Raw genomic sequence first — 22,045 nt, forward strand, 5'->3', positions numbered from 1 at the left:
AGAGGGTGTTTAGATGTTAAAGAAACTAATGTCAGTAGCAGTATCTTTAGTAATGTGTGTAACAATGACTGCTTGTTCAAGTGGGGCAAAAACTAATGGTATAGTAGCTACAGTAAATGGAAAAGAAATAACAGCAGGAGACTATGAAAAAACGCTAGCTTTATATAAACAATCAGTAGAGGGTATGTATGGAGCATCAGTATGGGAAACTGAAATAGAAAAAGGGGTAAAATATAAAGATACATTTAAAAATGATATGCTTAAACAAATGGTAAATGTAGAAGTAGTATGTGAAGATGCTAAAAAGCAAAAAATAGCACCTTCAAAAGAAGAGGTTGATAAAGCTTTCAAAGAACTAAAGAAAAGCATAGATAAAGATGAAGAATATAAAAAGAATTTACAAAAATTAGGTATAAGTGATGAATACTTAAAACAACAACAAGAACAAGATTTAACTATAAAAAAATACAAAGAGAATTTTGATAAGACAACTAAAATTTCAGATGAAGAGATAGAAAAATACTATAATGATCATAAAAAAGAGTACTACAAGGATGAAGTAAAAGCATCACATATATTAATATCAACTACAGATAAAGATGGTAAGCCTTTATCAGAAGAAAAGAAAAAAGCAGCTAAGAAAAAAGCAGAAGATTTACTTAAAAAAGCAAAAGCAGGAGATGAATTTGCAGCTTTAGCAAAAGAAAATTCTGATGATCCAGGATCAGGAAGTCAAGGTGGAGATTTAGGTTATTTTGGAAAAGGAAAAATGGTGCCAGAGTTTGAAAAAACAGCATTTTCTTTAAAAGTAGGTGAAATATCAGATATAGTTGAATCTCAATTTGGATACCATATAATAAAAGTAACTGATAAAGTAAATGAACAAACGCCACTTAAAGATGTAAAAGATTCTATAAAAACTACTTTATTAACAGAAAAATTTAACAAGAAAATAGAAACTCTTGCAAAAGAAGCTAAAGTAGAAAAAAATGAGAATGTAATTAAAAAAATTAAATTTTAAATAAAAAATTAATAATATAAAATAGTAAAAAGTAACTTACATATGGGTAAATTGTAAGATTATTGAAGTCTATCATATATTAATTTACAATATTTGAAAAGCTATGTAATAATACATAGCTTTTTTTGTATATTTTTCTTAACATTGGTAAAAATAAGCCTAAAGTTACTAATGGAGGGATAAATTATATATGAGAGCGACAGGAATAGTTAGAAGAATAGATGATTTAGGAAGAGTTGTTATTCCAAAGGAAATAAGAAAAACTTTAAGAATTAGAGAAGGAGATCCTTTAGAAATATTCACTGCTAAAGACGGTGAAGTAATTCTTAAAAAATATTCACCTATTGGAGAATTAAATGAATTCTCACAAGAATATACAGAAACTTTAGGAGAAACTTTAGGATATGGAATAGTTGTAACTGATTTAGATTCCATAATAGCTGTTTCTAAATTACCTAAGAAAGACTATAAAGAAAAAAGCATAAGTGATGAACTTGAGCAATTAATAGAAAATAGGGAAGTTAAATATGCTAAAGATAATAAAATTTTACCTTTACATAAAGATGACCCTATGGAATATGCAAAACAAATAATAATGCCTATAGTTAGCTCTTCAGGAGACTGTATAGGATCTATAGTATTAGTATCTAAGGAATCAGATGGAATATCTGAGACAGAAGAAAAGATTCTAAAAATTGCAGCTAATTTCTTAGGAAAACAAGTTCAATAATTAATTTATTTTTAAAAGACCCTAAATTTTTTAGGGTCTTTTAAAGTTATAGTAATATATTGAATACACTATTGAATATATGATATATTAAAGCTTGTTATATAAAAAATGGAGGTTATGTTATGGGGAACAAGAATAAAGACTCTTTCTTAAGAGGCGCTTTTATACTTGGACTAGCGGGGATAATTGTTAAAATAATAGGAGGCTTTTTTAGAATTCCTCTAGGCAATATGATAGGGGAAGATGGTATGGGGTATTATCAAGCGGCATATCCTGTCTATACATTATTTTTAACATTAGCAACAGCAGGTTTTCCGACTGCATTAGCAAAACTAGTTTCAGAGAAATCAGCAATAGGTGATTATAAAGGTGCTCAGAAAATATTTAAAGTTTCATACACGGTACTTTTTATGACGGGGCTTATTGCATTTTGTATATTTTTCTTTGGAGCAAATTATATAGTAAATAATATAATGGGAAACCCAGGTGCATATTATGCAATGATTGCGATTTCACCAGCTCTTTTATTTGTACCAATAATGTCTTCTTATAGAGGATATTTCCAAGGTAGAAAAGAAATGACTAAGATAGCTATTTCTCAAATTGCAGAACAGTTCTTTAGAGTTGCGTTAGGTTTATGGTTAGCATATTATCTAATGGAGGCTAGAGGGCCTAAACTAGGGGCAGCAGGGGCTATAACAGGAGCAACTGTAGGTGCAATAGCATCAATTACATATTTGATATTAGCGTATCTAAGAGAAGGTAAAAAACGAAAATTAGAGATAAAGTCAAGTCAGCATTTTAGAGATGAATCAGTAGGTAGAATTTTAAAGAAAATACTTGTGGTAGCTATACCTATAACAATAGGTGCATCTGTTATGCCATTAGTAAATATGGTAGATAATGTAATTGTTATAAAAAGGCTTGTAGCAGCTGGTTATAGCTTAAAAGAAGCAAATGCTATGTTTGGACAATTAACTGGATTTGCAATGGCTATAATAAATTTACCATCAGTCATAACAATAGCTATGAGTATGAGTTTAGTACCATCAATATCGGAATCTTATGCTATAGGAAATAAAGTAAAAGCTAGAAAGGATACACAAAGTGCTACAAAGGTAACTCTATTAATGGTTTTACCAGCGGCATTTGGGATAGCAGCTTTGGCAATACCTATAATGCAACTTTTATATCCAAAACAGCCTGAAATGGTTGGTAATTTATTACTAGTTCTTACTCCCTGTGTAATATTTTTAGGTCTAATGCAAACGATGAATGGGATATTACAAGGCATGGGAAAACCAATGGTTCCCGTAGTAGCGTTAGGTGCAGGAATGTTGTTTAAAATAATAATAAGTTATACATTAACATCAGTACCTACAATAAATGTTTTCGGATCTGCATTAGGTACTATTTCAGCATACTTTATCGCGGTATTAATTGAATTACATTACATAAAAAAATCTATGAATATTAAATTTTCAATAAAAGATTTTATATTAAGACCTTTAATAACTGTTTTAACTATGTTTGTAGTTGTTAAATTAAGTTATGGATTCTTAACAAACATAATAGGCAGTAAATTATCTACAGTAGTTTCGATTGGCATAGGAGCAGCTATATATGGTATAGTAATTATATTAATAGGCGGAATAAGTAAAGAAGAACTTTTAACAATTCCAAAAGGTGATAAAATTTATAAAATACTTAAAAAATTTAACCTGATGAGGTAATATAAGAATATATATACAAATAAGGGAAATACTTATAAATGATTAAATTTCCTTTATTTGTATTAAAATATGTATAAAATTTACCAAATTTGAAAAAAACTAAGAGGAGTGACATTATGGGTAAGATAAAAATTGTAGGACTTGGGCCTGGAGACTATTCTCTTATTAGTCAAGGTGCATTAGAAGCGCTACAATCAAGTTCAAGAATATTTTTAAGAACAGAAAAACATCCTACTGTGGACAAGCTTAAAGAAACTATAAAATACACTTCCTTAGATTATTTTTATGATAAAGAAGAAAATTTTGAAGATGTATATGGAAAAATTTCTGAATTCGTTATAGACTTATCTAAAGAGGGTGATTTAGTATATGCAGTTCCAGGGCACCCAAGGGTTGCAGAAAGAACTGTGAGTATAATAGAATCAATGGCTAAAGAAAAGGGCATAGAAGTTGAAACAATAGCCTCTATGAGCTTTGTAGATGCCATGTTTAACTATTTAGCTATTGATCCTGCAGATGGATTTAAATTAGTAGATGCTTTTGAAATAGAAAATGCATACATAGATACCAATACTAGCATGATAATAACACAAATTTATGATTCTTTTATTGCATCTAATATAAAGTTAAAGTTAATGGAATATTATGATTATGATCAAGAAGTATGTATAGTAAATGGTGCAGGTGTTAAAAATTTAGAGAGTAAGAAATATGTTTTACTGCATGAACTTGACAGGATAGAAAATAAATTTGACTATTTAAGCAGTTTATATATACCAAAAAGTTCTAAAAGAATGTATAATACTGTACATGAGCTAGAAAAAATAATGAGTACATTAAGAAGTCCATCTGGATGTGATTGGGATAAAAAGCAAACCCATGAATCACTTAAAAAATATTTAATAGAGGAATCATATGAGCTTTGTCAGGCTATAGATAATGATGATATAGATGAAATGATAGAAGAGCTTGGAGATATCCTTTTACAGGTCATATTCCACTGTCAAATAGGTCAAGAAGAAGGTTTCTTTGATTTAAAAGAAGTTGTAAATGGAATATGTACAAAACTTATACATCGACATCCTCATGTTTTTAACAATGAAGATATAGACATGGAAACATTTGAAAGAACATGGGAAGAGCTAAAGCAAGAAGAAAAAGGTGAAACCAATATTACAGAAGGACTCAAGAGAATACCAGCTCATTTACCAGCCTTAATAAAGGCTGAAAAAATTCAACATAAGGCTTCACTTATTGGATTTGACTGGGATAAAATAGAGGATGTAATAAAAAAAATTGAAGAAGAATACAAAGAATTACTTGACGAATGTGAAGCAGGAAATATAAAATACATAAAGGAAGAACTAGGAGATTTATTGTTTTCTATAGTAAATTTAGCTAGATTCTTAAAAATTGATCCAGAAGAAGCTTTAAACTGTACTAGTCAAAAATTCATAAATAGATTTGAATTTATGGAGCAAAGTGCTATGAAGTCAAATAAAAAACTTGAGGATATGACACTTGAAGAACAGGACGAGTTATGGAATAAAGCAAAATCCAATAAAATCAATTAAGTAAAAAACTAGAATTTAAAAGAAATAAAATTCTATTTTATAAACATTTTTAGGAGGTAAGTATCGTGAACAAAGCTGAATTAGTATCAAGAATGGCAGAAAAAAGTGAATTAACAAAGAAGGAAGCAGAAGCTGCTTTAAACGCTTTCATGAAATCAGTAGAGGAAGCATTAGTTGAAGGAGAAAAAGTTCAATTAGTTGGATTTGGAACTTTCGAAACTAGAGAAAGAGCTGCTAGACAAGGTAGAAACCCAAGAAATCCAGAAGAAGTTATAGAAATACCAGCTTCTAAAGCTCCAGTATTCAAAGCTGGAAAAGGTCTTAAAGATATAATAAACGGATAATTATACAAATGACAAAAGTGTGGGATTATATACCACACTTTTTCTATATAAAGATTAGTTTTTAGGAGGAATATCAAATGAGATTAGATAAATTTTTAAAAGTATCAAGAATAATAAAAAGAAGAACCGTAGCTAAAGAGGCTTGCGATAAAGGGATAGTAACTATAAATGGGAAGATGGCTAAGTCTTCTTCAGAAGTTAATATTGGAGATATATTAGAAATAACATTTGGGGAAAAAGTACTAAAATGTAAAGTAGTTGAAATAAAAGAGCATGTACTAAAAAATGATGCTAAAGAAATGTATGAGATAATAGAATAAAATTGCAAGTTCCTCAGTATATTTATAGTAGTATAAATGAAAATTTACTGGGGGGATACTATGGAACATAACGTAACTTTGAAAGATAGATCTAGTCTAGTTGTTTCTGGAGTAGAGCATATCTATTCTTTTAGTGATAAGAAAGTAGAAGTAAGAACTTGCGTAGGAGAAATGGTAATAGAAGGTGAAGGCTTAGATATGAGTAAATTGAGCCTAGATGAAAATATCATAAGTATAGATGGTACTATTAATTCTATCGTTTACTCTAAAGAAAGAAAGCCACAAGAAAGTTTCTTTAAGAAGGTATTTAAGTAAATGATGCCATTTACAGAAGACTTTGCGTACTTTTTTGCAACTATATATGGTGGAATAATTATAGGGGTATTGTTTGATTTTTATAGAGCATCTAAGAATAATTTTAAAATAATGCAATATTGTTCAATAGTTTTAGATGCTGTATTTTGGATTACTACTACTCTTGTAATTTTTATAACAGTTAATGCTGTTGAATCTTTTGAGTTAAGATATTATCATTTTGTGGCTTTATTTATTGGTTTTATCTTATATTACAACACCATAAGTAAATTTGTTTTAGCAATAATAAATAAAATTATTTATTTAATAACAAATTTAATCAAAAAAACACTACAGTACATAGTCAGTATTTCAGAAAATTTGTATTACATTATAGCCTACTCAATACACTTTTTATTTGATATCATATTTTATATACCGAATATGATATTAGCAACTGGTAGATTTATGAAGAGAAAATCTAACGGTAAATTAAAAATAAAAAAAAGGGTGTAGATGGGGATGAACATAAGAAAAAAATTTTCTAGTCAAGCTACTGTTTTAGGAATATTTTTGGTATTTGTGGTATGCAGTTTAGCTACAGGTGTTTTATTTCAAGTAACAAAGGTTAAGGAATATAAAAAAGAGATAGCAAGCATAAATAAGCAAATAGAGGATACTAAGGCAGAGATAGCAAAATTGGAAAAAGAAAAAATTTCTCATGACTTAGAAGCATCAGCACGAAGTCGCTTAAACATGGTTAAGCCAGGAGAAATAATATATGTAGATATAAAAAGAAGGTAACTTAAAAAGTTACCTTCTTTTGCATACAGATAATTATAATATATAATTAATATATAATATAAAAATAGGAGTGAGTTTATGAAGATAGGAACAATTGACATAGGAACCAATTCGATGAGATTACTTATTGGAGAATATAAAAATGGTAAAATAGAAAATAGAAAAAAATTTGTTAATACAACTAGAATAGGTCAAGGGGTAGATAAAGAAGGATATATAAGTAAGGAGGCTATAAATCGCAATATAGATGCTCTAAAAGAGTTTGCGAAGTTATGTAGCGATGAAAAATGTGAATATGTTTATGGTATGGGAACATCAGCTCTTAGAGATAGTAAAAATGGAGATGAATTTGTACAGTTAGCTAAAAGAGAGACTGGTATTAGTATAGATATAATAAGTGGAGAAGAGGAATCAAATCTTGGATTTAAAGGTGTACTAGAAGGCTTGGAAGGAAATAATGATATTTTAGTTATTGATATAGGTGGAGGTTCTACAGAGTTTATTATAGGCGATAGAGAAGGAATAAAATTTGCTAAGAGTGAAAATGTTGGAGCTTTAAGAATGACAGAAAAGTTTTTAAAAATTGATCCTATAGATGATTTAGAATTTAATGATATGTATATGTTTATAGAACATGAGATAGATAAAACTCTTGAATATATTAAAGAAAAGGGTATAAAAAACTTAGTGGGTATTGGAGGAACAATAACTTCTTTATCTGCAATGAATCAAGAATTAGCGATTTACTCAATGGAAAAAATACATAACAGCAAAGTATGCAAAAAAGAAATAGAAAAAATTCTACAAAATTTAAAAAAGATGACATTAAGTGATAAAAAAACATTAAAAGGGCTACAGCCGAAACGAGCGGATATTATAACGGCTGGTGTAGCAATTTTGAATATAATAATGGAAAAACTAGAATTAGATGAAATAATAGTAAGTGAATACGATAATTTGGAAGGCTTAATGTGTCAAAAATCAAAAAAAATGTCTTAATATTTTGCTAATCTGGAAACCGAATATGACAAAAAAAATACCTCCTCTTTGTTACAATTTCTTTATAAACAAAAGAGGGGGATTTTTATGGAGAAAAGTGCAGTTAGTATAAAAAGTAGAAGTTTAAATTTAAACTATATAAAAATAAGTAGATATATTGATTTCAATACAATGATGTTTATGGTGATGGGATTTTTATTGAGTAGATCTATGCTAATAGGATCTATAGCTCCATTAGGAATAGCATTCTTTTTATATGTATCTAAAGTGGAGCGATACAAAATACCAGTTTTTATATCTACTTTATTAGGTATATTACTATCAACAAATAGTATGTCTTATATTTTAAAGTATTCACTATGCTTAATTATATTTATGGTCATCAATAAAACCATAAAACAAATAAATTCGGTATGGAAGATTGCACTTATAGGTGCATTTGTATTATTACCTATTTCTATTGGACAAGCTTTACTATCTAATAAATACTTATATGATATAGTAGTTGCAATTATGGAAAGCTCAATTATGTTTATAGGAGTATATATATTTTCATATGGTATAGGAATGATAGTTAACACGAATAATAAAATTGCTGTCAATGTTGAAGAAGCAATATCTATAAGTTTACTAGTTACGTTTAGTATTATGGGTATAGGCGAATTATCAATAATGGGTGTTTCAATAAGAATTGTATTATCAACCATGCTAATCTTAATAGCATCAATTTTAGGTGGTGCGTCTATGGGAGCGACATCTGGGGTTATAGTAGGAATTGCATTTATTATAAATAATATAACATCAGGCATATATATGGGAATTTTTTCGTTTGCAGGTTTAATAAGTGGAGCATTTAATAAAATTAATAAATATTTCTGTATATTAGGATATATATTAAGCTGGATGATGTTATATGCATATAATTCTGGAGTTGGATCAAGTTTAAATCAATTAAGGGATATACTAATAGCCTCGTTAATAGTTATAGTTTTACCCGAAAAATTTTTTAGTAGAATAGAAAGAATAATAAAAACTAATATTACAACAAATGAAGTTGTTTATGATTATATAAATAGAAGTAAGAATATGGCAAATAGTAGGCTTATGAATATGAATAAAGCTTATAATAGCTTAGCAGACACATTTGACCAAATAAGAGAAAGAGAAAAAGTAGTAGATCAAAGAGATATAGCAAGTATCATAGATATGATACATAATGACCAATGTAAAGACTGTAGTATGAGGCGAAGATGTTGGGATTTAAAGTTTAATCATACATATACATTAATGAATGAGATATTAGAAAAGTTAGAAGAAAATGGAGAGATAACTTGCAATCATATATCAGAAGAATTTATAAAAGAATGTATAAAACCAGAGTCAGTTGTAAAGGCATCTAATTATTATTATAAACTATTTGCTCTAGATTATAATTGGAACCTTAGATTTTCAGAGAGTAGAAGATTGATTGCAAATCAAATAAGAAGCATGTCAAAAGCAATTGAAGACCTATCACAAGATTTAGAAACTAATGTAATTTTAGACCTAGAAAAGGAGAATGAAATCCAAGATTATTTAGAAAGAAACAACATAACAGTAGATAAAGTTAATTATATCACTAAAGACAATGATGACTTTGAAATTAAGATAGAAAAGAAAACTTGTAGTAGTGGATGTATGTGTGAAGATAAAATTTTAAAGGTATTATCTGATTTTATGGGAGAGGATATATCTGCTCAAAAGACAGGATGCAAATCATTAGGGGGAAAATGTAAAGTAACTCTTAGTAAAAGTCAAAACTTTAAAGTAATAACAGATGTAGCGTCTATGTCAAAAGATGGACATATACTTTGTGGAGATAATTATACACATATGGATATTAATGATAGTAAGTATATGGTTGCAATTAGTGATGGTATGGGGAAAGGTACAAAGGCCTATGAAGAATCATCAATTACCATAGATATACTAGAGAAGATGATGGATGCAAAAATAGATGATGAAATAATTATAAACACTATCAATAACATGTTACTATTAAAATCATCAGATGAAATGTTTTCAACTCTAGACTTGGGTATCATTGATCTTAAAAAAGGAATGTTAGAAACAATAAAAATGGGAGCATGCTCAACATATATAAAAAGAGATGTTGATGACGTAGATTTAATATCTTCTTCATCTTTACCAGTAGGAATATTATCTGATATAAAATTAGACAGAAAAACTGTTAAGATAAACAAAGGTGATTATATAATTATGGTATCTGATGGGATACTAGATGCAGGTAAAAATAACAATATGGGAGATAACTGGTTAATATATTTCCTAAAATCAATTGAAACTACAAACCCTAAGGAAATAGCCAACTTAATACTAGACAGAGCATTAGAAATACAAAATGGATCTGTTGAAGATGATATGACGGTATTAGTTAGCAAAGTGTGCTCAGCTTAAATTAGTTTAGAAGATTATACAAATACCATAAAATAGAACAAAATCAATATATCAACAATATCAACATAAAATGTTAATAATATGTGGATAACTTTTATAATAAATATACAAACGCTTAAAACATTGAAATTCCAAAGTTCGACAAATTTAAACAATATAATTTAAAAACGGTTAATCTTTATAAATACATTATTAAAGTAGGAATATCTATAAAAATAGTTGATAAAGTTATAAAAATTGTTGATAAGTTATTAATTTATGTTAATAAGGTGTTAAAGTTTTAAAAAAAAATAAAAATAAAAACCCGTATGAATACTGAAAAAACTAAATATTTGTCGGAAATTTACCTGTGAATATGTTGATAACTATGTGGATAAATTGATTTTTTTAAATAAAATACTATGGTAATAGTTGAATAATATGGTGTAAAAAAGCCATCCTAATTATAAGTAGACTTTATTGAAAGGATGGCTTCTTATGGGGAAAAAATTAGGTAAAATAGTTATATGTTTGAGTATATCTATAATTTTTAGCTTAGCTGATAATGATAAGGTATACAGTCAAAGTATTTTAGAAACAAATAAAGCAATTATAGAAAGTAAAAACAATGAAGAAAAAAATCAGCCTTCTGAAGAAACTAAAGAAAAACCTAAAAAAAGGTATGTACAAACATCATGGAATATAAATACTTTATATAAAAGTGATGAAGAATGGAATAAGGAATTAAAAGACTTTAATAAGGATAGTAAAGAGTTAAAAAATTATATTGGTAAAGTTACTAAGTCAAAAACTCATTTAGTATTTGCATTAGATATCAAAGAAAATCTAGATATAAGAATGAATAAACTTTGTGCATATGTTAAGTTAAAACAAGATATAAATAAAAACTCGTATAAGTATTTAAATATGAACGATACATTAGATAAAGTTTATAGAGATTATGTATCTATTTGTTCAGATTTAGAACTTGAAGTTTTAAAGTTATCAAATAAAGAATACAAAGAAATTATATCAAACAATAAAATTAATAGAAAATATGGTATGTATCTAGACAATATTAGAAGGTCTAAAAAATATTATTTAGATGATAAATCAGAAGATTTATTAGAACATGTATCTCCAATAGCATCTTTGCCGGGTCAAGTATATGAATTGTTTAGAAATATGGATAAAAAAACAAATTTAAATCCATCTGAGTATGCTAGTGCCTTAGAATCACCAAATAGACAGGAAAGAAAATCTGCATATCAAGGAGAATTTATAGCTTACAATGATAACATAAATACGTTGGGAGGGCTGTTAGTAGGTCAGGTTAAAAAGAATGCTTTTTACTCAAATCAAAGAGGATATAAATCATCTTTAGAAATGTACCTTCAATCAGATGATATAAATGAGAAGGTTTATGATAAATTGATAGAAACTGTTAGTAAAAATACATCTAGCCTTCATAAATATGTTAGCTTAAGAAAACAAGTTTTGAATTTAGATAAGTTATATTATTATGATATGTTTGTACCACTTGTATCACCTGTAGATAATGATATTACTTATGAAAAAGCTCAAGGAATAATATATTCTGCATTATCTCCACTTGGAAAAGAATATGGAGATATACTTTATAAGGCTTTTAATGAAAGATGGGTAGATGTTTATTCTAATGAAAATAAAGTAAGTGGAGCATATTGTTTATCAGTTTATGATAATCATCCATATATACTAACAAATTATAATAATACTTTAAACTCAGTATCCACATTGGCGCATGAATTGGGTCATGCTGCATATGAGTATATGAGTTCAAAGAATCAAAATTATTTTAATTCGAATCCTTCAATATTTACACATGAAGTAGCTTCAACAACAAATGAAGCTTTACTGTATGAGGTACTTATAAAAAATGCTTCTAACCCTAAAGAAAAAGCATACTATATAACTCAATACTTAGATTTAATTAAAAACACATTGTACCTACAAACTATGTATGCGGAGTTTGAAAAAACTATACATGAAATGGTTGAAAAAGGAGAAAGTGTAAACTCATTAGTATTAGATGATGTATGGGGTCAGCTTTTGAAAAAATATTATGGGAAAGACTATGAACTTGACCAATTAGCTAAGGTTGGATGGTCAAGAATACCGCATTTTTATAATAGTTTTTATGTTTACAAATATGCGACTGGATGTAGCGCAGGTGTAAGCTTTGCACAGTATATATTATCAAATGGATCAGATGCATATATAAATTTCCTTAAACAAGGAAGTTCAGATTATCCAACTAAGTTACTTAAAGAAGCAGGTGTAGATTTAACTACTACTAAACCTATAGAAGATACTATAAAAAAATTTGATTCTTTGGTAAAAGAATTAGAGAAAACTTTATCAAAATAAATAACATTTAAATACTTAATTTAAAGTTATATTAAAAGTCCTATTTTTAATAGGACTTTTTTACATATTAAAATTATAAATTTAAACTTTAGTATAGATATGGAGGAATTATTATGCAAAGTAAAGTGAAAAAAGCTGTGATACCAGCGGCTGGTCTTGGTACGAGATTTTTACCAGCCACTAAAGCTCAGCCAAAAGAAATGTTACCTATAGTAGATAAGCCAACATTACAGTATATAATAGAAGAAGCTGTGGAATCTGGAATAGAAGAGATATTAATAATAACTGGTAGGAACAAAAAATCAATAGAAGATCATTTTGACAAATCAGTAGAGTTAGAACTAGAATTACAGCAAAAAGGAAAAAAGGAATTATTGGAAATAGTTCAAAAAATATCAAATATGATAAATATACATTATATAAGACAAAAAGAACCTAAAGGTCTTGGAGATGCTATATACTGTGCAAGACATTTTATAGGGGATGAACCTTTTGCAGTAATGCTTGGAGATGATATAGTTGATAATAATATTCCTTGTTTAAAGCAACTTATAGATGCTTACGATGAATATAGGACAACTATATTGGGAGTTCAAAAAGTAGATATAAAAGATACCAATAAATATGGTATAATATCAGCTAAGTATATAGAAGATAGAGTTTATAAAGTTAAAGATTTAGTAGAAAAACCAGAATCGAGCAATGCACCATCTAATATAGCTATATTAGGGAGATATATTATAACGCCTGAAATATTTGATATATTAGAGAACTTACCTCCAGGTAAAGGCGGAGAAGTTCAACTAACTGATGCTTTAAAGTTATTGTCTAAAAAGGAAGCTATGTATGCATATAATTTTGAAGGAAGAAGATATGATGTAGGTGATAAGTTAGGTTTCTTAGAAGCTACAGTAGATTATGCCCTTAAGAGAGATGATATTAAAGATGATTTTCTAAATTATCTAAAGCAAGTTTGTGACAGGTGTGAAAGTATAGATTAAAATAAATAATATAGGGGTGAACTGAATGTCTAAAAAAGAAAAACAAAAGAAAAAAAATAAAATTATAGCTGTATCTATAGTAGTAGTTCTTGTAGCGACAAGTATGACGACATTATTTGGATTATTTGCATCAATGATGCAATAAAAGCTTTAAATAAAACAAAGAGAGCATGGATTTTTATTAAAATATTCATGCTTTTTTTATTGCAAAAATAAATGTGATACACTAAATAACTCGTATTATATATATATTTACTAATTAAAAAATATAATGTATAATTTTAAGCAGTAAATATAATTAAAAGTTGATTATTAATGAACATATATATTATTTATAATACACTTTTAATTATATTAGATCGATTTTTTATAAACTAAGAATATAATTCGTTGAGGAGAGGGAATATTTATGGATAGAAATTTGGCATTAGAACTTGTTAGAGTAACAGAGGCAGCAGCATTAGTTTCATCTAAGTTTATGGGAAAAGGTGATAAAAATGGAGCTGATGGAGCAGCTGTTGAGGCTATGAGAAAAGCTTTTGAATCGGTAAAAATAAGTGGGGAAGTAGTTATAGGTGAAGGCGAGTTAGATGAAGCTCCAATGCTATATATAGGTGAAAAAGTAGGAATGAAAACACCAAATAGTATGGAGGTAGATATAGCTGTAGATCCATTAGATGGAACAACTTTAATTGCAAAAGGTCTTCCTAATGCAATATCGGTAATAGCTATGGGGGCTAAAGGTAGTCTATTAAATGCACCTGATACTTATATGAAAAAAATAATTGTTGGGCCTAAAGCCAAAGGTAGCATAGATTTAAATAAAACTCATGAAGAAAATATAAAAAATGTAGCTAAAGCCTTAGGTAAAAAGACAACTCAAATGACTATAATTGTTCAAGATAGAGAAAGACATAATGATATAGTTCAAGCAGCTAGAAAACTGGGAGCTAGGATAAAAATGTTTGGAGATGGAGATGTTGCTGCAGCAATTGCAACATGCTTTGAAGAAACAGGCATAGATATGCTTATGGGAATTGGTGGAGGACCAGAGGGTGTAATAACTGCTGCTGCAATAAAATGCATGGGCGGAGATATGCAAGCACAAATTTATCCTCTGAGCGAACAAGAAAGAATAAGATGCCATGAAATGGGATTCTCAGATAAAGATATTGAAAAAATATTAGAAATAGAAGATCTAGCAAAAGGAGATGAGCTATTCTTTGCTGCTACAGGAATCACAGAGGGAGATTTATTAAAGGGAGTTATACAAATAGGTAGTGATAAAGCGAAAACACAGTCTGTAGTAATGAGAGCAAAAACAGGAACTATAAGATTTGTTGATGCAATACATAATCTAGATAAGAATGATATACTTGTTGAATTGATGAAAAAATACAATATGGAATAAAAAATAGAGGGCAATAAGCGGATTTTAAAAGTTAAATTTTTGTTAAGGATAGAGAAGATTTAGCCTTGAATATGTAAAAATATTTGGGCATAAATCTTTTTTATTTTGAATAGTTATTGTAGTGATAATGCTTTTAAAATTAAGTTATATCAATACTTATAAAAAATAAATATTGAAAAAAATAAAAATATATAACTAAGTGTTTAAGAAAATTAAAAATTGTACAATATATATAATACTGGAAATAAAATTAACGTATAATTGGTTTTGATTTTTATTTATTGACCTTAATATACTAAGATGATATTATTAGAGTTAATTGTAAAGTAAAACTTTTCTTTTTCACACCTTTAATTCCCTTAAAAAATAAATGGAAATTATATAATGAGATAGAGATGAGGAGGATTCTTTTGAGTTTAGATGATATAACATTGGATGAATTGAGTGGTAAAACGCTAACTCAATTAAAAGATATAGCTAAAGAATTAGGAATAAAGTCTATAAGTAAGTACAAAAAAAATGAATTGATAGAAGTGATTACTGAAAATTTAAATAAAAAAAGTACGCCAAAACAAGAGATAAATAAAAAAGAACGAGAAGAGAAAAAAGAAGATGTTAAAGAAGAAAAGATAAACAATTCATATAACAATAGAAATAGAGAACAAAGAAGCTTTGATAATAGACAAGAAAATAGAACTTATGTGAAGCCATATGAAAAAAAAGAACCAAATAGCAATAATGAACATAATTCTTATACTTCGGATAATAAATATTCACGTAATAATGAAAATAGATACCAAAAAAACGAAAACAGAACTAGTAGTATAGAAAATGGAAATTCAAGAAACAATAATTATAAAAATAATTATAGCCCTAAGGTAGTGGACGAGTCTAAAATAGTAGATGAATTCAATACTTCAAAAGATGATGAAGTTATGGGAGTCCTTGAAATATTACCGGATGGATTTGGATTTTTAAGAGGATCAAATTACTTATCAACAGAAGATGATGTTTATGTATCACCTTCACAAATAAGAAGGTTTAATATGAAAACTGGAGATAAGGTTAAAGGTATAACTAGACATCCAAAGACTGGTGAAAAGTTTAGAGCCCTTTTATATGTACAAAAAATAAATGATGAAAATCCAGAAACTGCAATTCAAAGAAGATCGTTCGAATTGTTAACACCAATATATCCAGAGGAAAGATTAACACTTGAAAGAAGTCAAAATGACATAGCTACAAGGTTGATAGACTTAATATCTCCTATTGGTAAAGGTCAAAGAGGATTGATAGTAGCGCCTCCAAAGGCAGGTAAAACAAGTTTACTAAAGAATGTTGCAAATAGTATATCAAAAAATCATCCTGATGTTGAATTGATAGTGCTTCTTATAGATGAAAGACCAGAAGAAGTTACAGATATGAGAGAATCAATTGATGGAGATGTAATATACTCTACATTTGATCAAGTATCAAGTCATCATGTAAAAGTAGCAGAGATGGTTTTAAATAGAGCGCAAAGATTAGTTGAACATGGTAAGGATGTAGTCATACTATTAGATAGTATAACGAGACTTGCTAGAGCGTATAACTTAACTATTTCACCAACAGGAAGAACTCTGTCTGGTGGTTTAGATCCAGGTGCTTTACATGGACCTAAAAAATTCTTTGGTGCAGCTAGAAATATAAGACAAGGTGGTTCTTTAACTATCTTAGCAACAGCTTTAGTTGAAACTGGATCAAGAATGGATGATGTAATTTTCGAAGAGTTTAAAGGTACTGGAAATATGGAACTTAACTTAGATAGAAAACTAGCAGAAAAAAGAATATTCCCTGCTGTTGATATATATAAATCAGGTACTAGAAGAGAAGACTTATTACTTACTGATCAAGAGAAAACTGCTCTTTGGAAATTAAGAAGAGAAATGAGCAATAATTCTGTTATGGAAGTGACTGATAAAGTTATCGAATTATTAAAGAGAACAAAAAATAATGACGAGTTTATAAAATCTATAAAAGGACTTTAAACTAATACAAAAACTGCTTGAACCCATAAAAAACTTATGTTATAATGGTGTAGTTGATAATGCAAAACGAAAAATTAATATATTTAATTTATAAAATCAAGAGAAGAGGTGACTAGAATGCAAAAAGATATACAACCAAAATACGAAGCTGTAGAAGTACGTTGTGCTTGTGGGAACACATTCAAAGCTGGTTCTGTTAAGGACGAGATAAAAATAGAAATATGTTCTGAGTGCCATCCTTTCTATACTGGAAAGCAAAAGAATATAGAAGCTGGTGGAAGAATAGACAAGTTCAAGAAGAGATTCAAAATGGACTAATTTTTATAAATATGGAGTTGGGGAGCCAACTCCTATTTTATTTGTTAAATGCTACATATTTAGCATAAAAAATAGTGAAAAATACACTTTTTAGATAAATTAAATAGTTATGATATTAATTAAATTGACATAAATTAAGAAATTAAAGCAGTAGGGGGTACTAATTATGTATAGACCAGTAAATCATGGATATATAGAAGTTGTAATCGGTCCTATGTATAGTGGTAAGAGTGAGGAACTTATAAGAAGAATAAAAAGAGCTGAAATAGCTAAACAAAATATTGTTGTATTTAAACCTAGAATAGATGATAGATATAGCAAAGAAGATGTTGTTTCGCATAGTGGTGATAGTGTAGGAGCGATACCTATAAATAAGGCTAATGAAATATATAATTATATAGATGAAAAAACACAAGTTGTAGGTATAGATGAAGTACAATTCTTTGATGAGGAAATTATAAATATAGCTATAAATTTAGCAGATAAAGGTATTAGAGTTATTGCTGCTGGATTAGATATGGATTTTAAAGGTGAACCTTTTGGACCAACACCAAAATTATTAGCTGTTGCAGAATTCGTAGATAAAATACAAGCTATATGTTCAGTATGTGGTCAACCTGCTACGAGATCTCAAAGATTAATAAATGGAGAACCAGCAAGATATGATGACCCTATAATACAAGTAGGTGCTGTGGAAAGCTATGAAGCTAGATGTAGAAAATGCCATGTTGTTTATAGAGATAAAAAATAATTACAAATTAACAATAGCCCTTTAAAGTTTTACTTTGAAGGGTATTTTTGTATATAATAAAATATAAAGAATAAAATTCTAATAATAAGAGGTGGATGAATGAAAAAACAAGCTGTCGGGGGTCAGGCTGTAATAGAAGGTGTTATGATGCAGTCTAAAAATAAAAGAGCTGTTGCAGTTAGAAAAAGTGATGGTGAAATAGTAGTTAGAAAAAATAAAATAAAAAGTTGGATAAATGAGAAGAATATAGATAAAATTCCTTTTGTAAGAGGATCTTTTGTTTTAATAGAAACTATGATAGAGGGGATAAAGAGCTTGAATTTTTCTTCTGAATTTTTCTTAGATGAAACAGAAGAAGATGCATTTGATAGATTTATAAGTAAAATATTTAAAGATAAAGCAAATGATGTAATGATAGCTATTTCTATGATATTTGCATTTTTATTATCGGTAGGTTTATTTATATTGCTTCCTACAGCAGTTGGAGGTGTATTTTCAAAGTTAATAGATAATGATTTTTTATTAAATCTCGTAGAGGGAATAATAAGAATAGCTATATTATTCGCATATATAGTTCTTATATCTAAGAGTAAAGATATTGAAAGAGTTTTTCAATATCATGGTGCGGAACACAAGAGTATACATTGTTATGAAAGTGGAGAAGAGCTTACTGTAGAAAATACTAGAAAATTTACAAGACTACATCCGAGATGTGGTACTAATTTTTTATTTATAGTAATGTTTACATCAATAATACTTTTTTCTTTCTTCGGATGGCCGAATCCAATATTAAGGGTAGTCATGAGAATAATATGTATACCGATAGTTGCAGGAATTTCTTACGAAATAATAAGATTTCTTGGGAAATATAATAACAAACTTACTAAAATTGTCGCATACCCTGGTATGATGCTACAAAATTTTACTACAAAAGAACCGGATGATAAACAAATAGAAGTAGCAATAGCTGCCCTTAAGGCTGTAATAGATGAAAAATAAAGGAGAAAATATGACAATAAGAGATATAATTATCAAATACTCAGAGGAACTTATAGAAATAAGTGATACTCCAAGATTAGATGTGGAGCTTTTACTTCAAAAGGCTCTTGGAAATGTAGATAGGATTTACATACATATAAATTTAAGTAAAGAATTAACCAAAGATCAATATGATTTATTTTTAGAAATGATAAAGGACAGAATAAATGGTAGACCGATAGCTTATATAGTAGGAAATCGAGAGTTTATGGGATTAGACTTTTTTGTAAAAGAAGGAGTACTTATACCAAGACCAGATACTGAACCTTTAGTAGAAGAAGTTATTGAACTTTGTAATGAAAAAAATAGTGTTGAAATATTAGATATAGGAACTGGGTCAGGTGCAATAACAATAAGTTTAGCAAAATATATAAAAAATTCAAAAGTTACATCATTTGATATATCAGATATTCCGTTAGAAGTTGGAAGGCAAAATGCTATAAATAATGGCGTTGAAGATAAAACAATATTTATAAAGTCAGATTTATTTAGTGCGATTAAAAATAAAGAAATAAAATTTGATGTAATAGTTTCGAATCCTCCATATATACCTAAAAAAGATATAGAAACATTACATACTCAGGTAAAAGATTATGAGCCTTACAATGCGCTTGAAGGTGGAGAAGATGGACTAGATTTTTATAGAGAAATAACAAAACAATCAAAAATATATTTAAAATCAAATGGTATATTAGCTTATGAAGTTGGTCATGATCAAGCTGAAGATGTTTCGAAGATAATGAGTGATAATGGATATACTAAAATATATACAAAGAAGGATATTCAGGGAATTGATAGAGTTGTTATAGGATTCAAACTATGATATAATGAAAAATTGATATGCTACAATAAACGAGGTGAAAAGTATGCTAAAAAAATTAGAAGTGCTAGAGGATAAATATAGAGATTTAACTGAAAAGATAAGTGATCCGGAAATAATAAATGATCAAAAGACTTGGCAAAAATATATGAAAGAACATGCTGATTTAGAGCCAATCGTAATGAAGTACAGAGAGTACACAAATGTATTAAACAGCATAAAAGATTCAAAAGAAATTCTACAAGAAGAATCTGATGAAGAATTAAGAGAATTAGCTAAGATGGAATTATCGGAAATGGAACATATGGTAGAACCACTAGAAGCAGAATTAAAAATACTACTATTACCTAAGGACCCTAATGATGAAAAGAACGTTATAGTTGAAATCAGAGGCGGAGCTGGTGGAGATGAGGCAGCTTTATTCGCAGGTGATTTATTCAGAATGTATTCTAGATACGCTGAAAGAAGAAGATGGAAAATGGAATTACTAAGTGCTAGTGATACTGGTGTTGGTGGATACAAAGAAGTATCTTTCTTAATCAAAGGTAAAGGGGCTTACTCTAGATTAAAATATGAATCAGGAGTGCACAGAGTTCAAAGAATACCTTCAACTGAATCAGGAGGGAGAATACATACATCTACAGCAACTGTTGCAGTATTACCTGAGATAGATGTTGTAGAAGTAAACATAAATCCAAATGATTTAAGAATAGATGTGTTCCGTTCTTCAGGAAATGGTGGACAAAGTGTTAACACTACTGACTCTGCAGTAAGGGTAACACATATACCAACAGGAGAAGTAGTATCTTGCCAAGATGGTAAATCGCAATTAAAAAATAAAGAACAAGCACTTAAAATATTAGTAGCTAGACTGAATGATAAGGCTATAGCTGAGCAAAATAAAGATATAGCAGCAGAAAGAAGAAGTCAGGTTGGTACAGGAGATAGATCTGAGAGAATAAGAACTTATAACTTCCCACAAGGTAGAGTAAGTGATCATAGAATAAACTTAACACTTTATAAGTTAGATTCATTCTTAGATGGAGATATAGATGAAATGCTAGATGCATTAATTACTGTTGATCAAACTGAGAAAATGTCAGCAATATAAATCCCTATTAATATAGGGATTTTTCCATATGATTTTTTACGTATAAAACCATTGTCGCCATGAAGTGTAGCGTCCACATGGTGGCTTAGGAAAAGCGAATTTTTTATAGAAAGTAAAAATTATATTAATTCATAATTACTTCAGAGGGCATTTTACGGACGACCTATGTATATAATTTATATATATAGTTTCAAGGAGGGGGAGTTATGATATTAAAAATAACACTAATAGGATTGTTAGCAGGTGTTATAGGAACAGGAGCTGGAGGTATTATATCAGCTTTGTTCAGAAAAAATGTAGATAAATATTTAGACTTTTTTATGGGGCTTTCTGGCGGGATAATGCTTGCTGTTGTAGTGTTTGACCTAATGAAAGAATCGATGGACATGATGGGAGTACCGTACACTGTAATATTTACATTTGTAGGAGTACTTTTAACGATGTACATAAAAACTAAAATGGATGTATCAAAAGAAATGAAATCGGGATATCTTATATTTATAAGTATTTTACTTCATAATTTGCCAGAAGGGCTTGCTATAGGATCTTCATTTATGTCTACAGAGGCTTTAGGATTAACATTGGCTATAGTTATAGGAATACATAATATTCCAGAAGGGTTAGCTATGGCATTAAGCTTAGTAGGTTCTAAAATGAAAATATCTAAAGTTATTTTGTTTACGGTGATTGCAGGAATACCTATGGGGATAGGAAGTTTTTTAGGTGCATATTTTGGTGCGACATTTAATTCTTTAATAGGAGTATTTCTAGCAACAGCAGCTGGTACGATGATGTATGTTGTTTTAGAAGAAATATTCCCTAAATCAAGAAGTTTATATTGTATTATTGGTTTTTTAGTAGGAACAGTTATTGTAAATTGTATCTAAACTAAAATGAAAGTAGG

The 22,045-nt window shown here is 28.7% G+C and carries 21 protein-coding genes; all 21 read left to right on the forward strand.

What is annotated here, in order from left to right; all coding sequences use genetic code 11:
* Positions 1 to 13 precede the first annotated feature (13 nt).
* Positions 14 to 1,021, forward strand: coding sequence for a peptidylprolyl isomerase (locus BLP75_RS16510; protein WP_092727645.1), 1,008 nt, complete (start codon positions 14 to 16; stop codon positions 1,019 to 1,021).
* A 190-nt stretch (positions 1,022 to 1,211) separates the two neighbouring features.
* On the forward strand, positions 1,212 to 1,751 hold the full coding sequence (locus BLP75_RS16515; protein ID WP_092727646.1) for a stage V sporulation T C-terminal domain-containing protein: 540 nt from the start codon (positions 1,212 to 1,214) through the stop codon (positions 1,749 to 1,751).
* Between the two features lie 122 nt (positions 1,752 to 1,873).
* Positions 1,874 to 3,484, forward strand: a complete 1,611-nt coding sequence (locus BLP75_RS16520; RefSeq protein ID WP_092727647.1) for a putative polysaccharide biosynthesis protein — start codon at positions 1,874 to 1,876, stop codon at positions 3,482 to 3,484.
* A 116-nt stretch (positions 3,485 to 3,600) separates the two neighbouring features.
* The gene (gene yabN / locus BLP75_RS16525) at positions 3,601 to 5,058 is read left to right on the forward strand and encodes a bifunctional methyltransferase/pyrophosphohydrolase YabN (protein ID WP_092727648.1); all 1,458 of its coding nucleotides are present in this window, start codon (positions 3,601 to 3,603) and stop codon (positions 5,056 to 5,058) included.
* Positions 5,059 to 5,123: 65 nt separating this feature from the next.
* Positions 5,124 to 5,402 (forward strand): HU family DNA-binding protein, encoded by a 279-nt coding sequence (locus tag BLP75_RS16530; RefSeq protein WP_092727649.1) that lies wholly within the window; start codon positions 5,124 to 5,126, stop codon positions 5,400 to 5,402.
* A 77-nt stretch (positions 5,403 to 5,479) separates the two neighbouring features.
* Entirely contained in the window at positions 5,480 to 5,722 is a 243-nt protein-coding gene (locus BLP75_RS16535) for an RNA-binding S4 domain-containing protein (RefSeq protein ID WP_092727650.1), read from the forward strand.
* 60 nt (positions 5,723 to 5,782) lie between these two features.
* Positions 5,783 to 6,037 (forward strand): YabP/YqfC family sporulation protein, encoded by a 255-nt coding sequence (locus BLP75_RS16540; protein ID WP_092727651.1) that lies wholly within the window; start codon positions 5,783 to 5,785, stop codon positions 6,035 to 6,037.
* The gene (gene yabQ / locus BLP75_RS16545; RefSeq protein WP_092727652.1) at positions 6,038 to 6,532 is read left to right on the forward strand and encodes a spore cortex biosynthesis protein YabQ; all 495 of its coding nucleotides are present in this window, start codon (positions 6,038 to 6,040) and stop codon (positions 6,530 to 6,532) included. It begins immediately after the preceding gene.
* Positions 6,533 to 6,538: 6 nt separating this feature from the next.
* The gene (locus BLP75_RS16550; RefSeq protein WP_092727694.1) at positions 6,539 to 6,820 is read left to right on the forward strand and encodes an FtsB family cell division protein; all 282 of its coding nucleotides are present in this window, start codon (positions 6,539 to 6,541) and stop codon (positions 6,818 to 6,820) included.
* A 78-nt stretch (positions 6,821 to 6,898) separates the two neighbouring features.
* On the forward strand, positions 6,899 to 7,819 hold the full coding sequence (locus BLP75_RS16555; RefSeq protein WP_092727653.1) for a Ppx/GppA phosphatase family protein: 921 nt from the start codon (positions 6,899 to 6,901) through the stop codon (positions 7,817 to 7,819).
* Between the two features lie 87 nt (positions 7,820 to 7,906).
* Positions 7,907 to 10,276, forward strand: coding sequence for a stage II sporulation protein E (spoIIE, locus tag BLP75_RS16560; protein WP_092727654.1), 2,370 nt, complete (start codon positions 7,907 to 7,909; stop codon positions 10,274 to 10,276).
* 477 nt (positions 10,277 to 10,753) lie between these two features.
* Complete coding sequence (gene pepF, locus BLP75_RS16565) at positions 10,754 to 12,664, forward strand: oligoendopeptidase F (protein WP_092727655.1); 1,911 nt, start codon at positions 10,754 to 10,756, stop codon at positions 12,662 to 12,664.
* Positions 12,665 to 12,777: 113 nt separating this feature from the next.
* Complete coding sequence (galU, locus tag BLP75_RS16570; RefSeq protein WP_092727656.1) at positions 12,778 to 13,665, forward strand: UTP--glucose-1-phosphate uridylyltransferase GalU; 888 nt, start codon at positions 12,778 to 12,780, stop codon at positions 13,663 to 13,665.
* 409 nt (positions 13,666 to 14,074) lie between these two features.
* Positions 14,075 to 15,076 carry a class II fructose-bisphosphatase gene (gene glpX / locus BLP75_RS16575; RefSeq protein WP_092727657.1) on the forward strand — a complete coding sequence of 334 codons (1,002 nt, stop codon included), beginning with the start codon at positions 14,075 to 14,077 and terminating at the stop codon, positions 15,074 to 15,076.
* A gap of 410 nt (positions 15,077 to 15,486) precedes the next feature.
* Positions 15,487 to 17,103, forward strand: a complete 1,617-nt coding sequence (gene rho / locus BLP75_RS16580; RefSeq protein WP_092727658.1) for a transcription termination factor Rho — start codon at positions 15,487 to 15,489, stop codon at positions 17,101 to 17,103.
* A 117-nt stretch (positions 17,104 to 17,220) separates the two neighbouring features.
* The gene (gene rpmE, locus BLP75_RS16585) at positions 17,221 to 17,421 is read left to right on the forward strand and encodes a 50S ribosomal protein L31 (RefSeq protein WP_092727659.1); all 201 of its coding nucleotides are present in this window, start codon (positions 17,221 to 17,223) and stop codon (positions 17,419 to 17,421) included.
* Between the two features lie 166 nt (positions 17,422 to 17,587).
* Positions 17,588 to 18,172 (forward strand): thymidine kinase, encoded by a 585-nt coding sequence (locus BLP75_RS16590; RefSeq protein ID WP_092727660.1) that lies wholly within the window; start codon positions 17,588 to 17,590, stop codon positions 18,170 to 18,172.
* A 99-nt stretch (positions 18,173 to 18,271) separates the two neighbouring features.
* Positions 18,272 to 19,171: a DUF1385 domain-containing protein gene (locus tag BLP75_RS16595; protein ID WP_092727661.1), complete on the forward strand. Its 900-nt coding sequence runs from the start codon at positions 18,272 to 18,274 to the stop codon at positions 19,169 to 19,171.
* Positions 19,161 to 20,033, forward strand: a complete 873-nt coding sequence (prmC, locus tag BLP75_RS16600) for a peptide chain release factor N(5)-glutamine methyltransferase (RefSeq protein WP_242872453.1) — start codon at positions 19,161 to 19,163, stop codon at positions 20,031 to 20,033. Before BLP75_RS16595 ends, prmC begins: the two co-directional genes overlap by 11 nt.
* A gap of 43 nt (positions 20,034 to 20,076) precedes the next feature.
* Positions 20,077 to 21,141 carry a peptide chain release factor 1 gene (prfA, locus tag BLP75_RS16605; RefSeq protein WP_092727662.1) on the forward strand — a complete coding sequence of 355 codons (1,065 nt, stop codon included), beginning with the start codon at positions 20,077 to 20,079 and terminating at the stop codon, positions 21,139 to 21,141.
* Between the two features lie 206 nt (positions 21,142 to 21,347).
* A complete protein-coding gene (locus BLP75_RS16610) occupies positions 21,348 to 22,028 on the forward strand; it encodes a ZIP family metal transporter (RefSeq protein ID WP_092727663.1) in 681 nt (226 codons plus the stop codon).
* Positions 22,029 to 22,045 lie beyond the last annotated feature (17 nt).

The organism is Romboutsia lituseburensis DSM 797, assembly GCF_900103615.1.
GTDB classification, from domain to species: domain Bacteria; phylum Bacillota; class Clostridia; order Peptostreptococcales; family Peptostreptococcaceae; genus Romboutsia_F; species Romboutsia_F lituseburensis.

Excerpts from the sequence above, each read along its gene's own strand:
- BLP75_RS16590 (WP_092727660.1), top strand. The coding sequence starts at position 17,588 with ATGTATAGACCAGTAAATCATGGATATATAGAAGTTGTAATCGGTCCT.
- BLP75_RS16595 (WP_092727661.1), top strand. The coding sequence starts at position 18,272 with ATGAAAAAACAAGCTGTCGGGGGTCAGGCTGTAATAGAAGGTGTTATG.
- spoIIE (WP_092727654.1), top strand. The coding sequence starts at position 7,907 with ATGGAGAAAAGTGCAGTTAGTATAAAAAGTAGAAGTTTAAATTTAAAC.
- prfA (WP_092727662.1), top strand. The coding sequence starts at position 20,077 with ATGCTAAAAAAATTAGAAGTGCTAGAGGATAAATATAGAGATTTAACT.
- pepF (WP_092727655.1), top strand. The coding sequence starts at position 10,754 with ATGGGGAAAAAATTAGGTAAAATAGTTATATGTTTGAGTATATCTATA.
- yabN (WP_092727648.1), top strand. The coding sequence starts at position 3,601 with ATGGGTAAGATAAAAATTGTAGGACTTGGGCCTGGAGACTATTCTCTT.
- BLP75_RS16510 (WP_092727645.1), top strand. The coding sequence starts at position 14 with ATGTTAAAGAAACTAATGTCAGTAGCAGTATCTTTAGTAATGTGTGTA.
- BLP75_RS16515 (WP_092727646.1), top strand. The coding sequence starts at position 1,212 with ATGAGAGCGACAGGAATAGTTAGAAGAATAGATGATTTAGGAAGAGTT.
- BLP75_RS16520 (WP_092727647.1), top strand. The coding sequence starts at position 1,874 with ATGGGGAACAAGAATAAAGACTCTTTCTTAAGAGGCGCTTTTATACTT.
- BLP75_RS16550 (WP_092727694.1), top strand. The coding sequence starts at position 6,539 with ATGAACATAAGAAAAAAATTTTCTAGTCAAGCTACTGTTTTAGGAATA.
- BLP75_RS16555 (WP_092727653.1), top strand. The coding sequence starts at position 6,899 with ATGAAGATAGGAACAATTGACATAGGAACCAATTCGATGAGATTACTT.
- BLP75_RS16540 (WP_092727651.1), top strand. The coding sequence starts at position 5,783 with ATGGAACATAACGTAACTTTGAAAGATAGATCTAGTCTAGTTGTTTCT.
- glpX (WP_092727657.1), top strand. The coding sequence starts at position 14,075 with ATGGATAGAAATTTGGCATTAGAACTTGTTAGAGTAACAGAGGCAGCA.
- galU (WP_092727656.1), top strand. The coding sequence starts at position 12,778 with ATGCAAAGTAAAGTGAAAAAAGCTGTGATACCAGCGGCTGGTCTTGGT.
- BLP75_RS16535 (WP_092727650.1), top strand. The coding sequence starts at position 5,480 with ATGAGATTAGATAAATTTTTAAAAGTATCAAGAATAATAAAAAGAAGA.
- rpmE (WP_092727659.1), top strand. The coding sequence starts at position 17,221 with ATGCAAAAAGATATACAACCAAAATACGAAGCTGTAGAAGTACGTTGT.
- BLP75_RS16610 (WP_092727663.1), top strand. The coding sequence starts at position 21,348 with ATGATATTAAAAATAACACTAATAGGATTGTTAGCAGGTGTTATAGGA.
- prmC (WP_242872453.1), top strand. The coding sequence starts at position 19,161 with ATGAAAAATAAAGGAGAAAATATGACAATAAGAGATATAATTATCAAA.
- yabQ (WP_092727652.1), top strand. The coding sequence starts at position 6,038 with ATGATGCCATTTACAGAAGACTTTGCGTACTTTTTTGCAACTATATAT.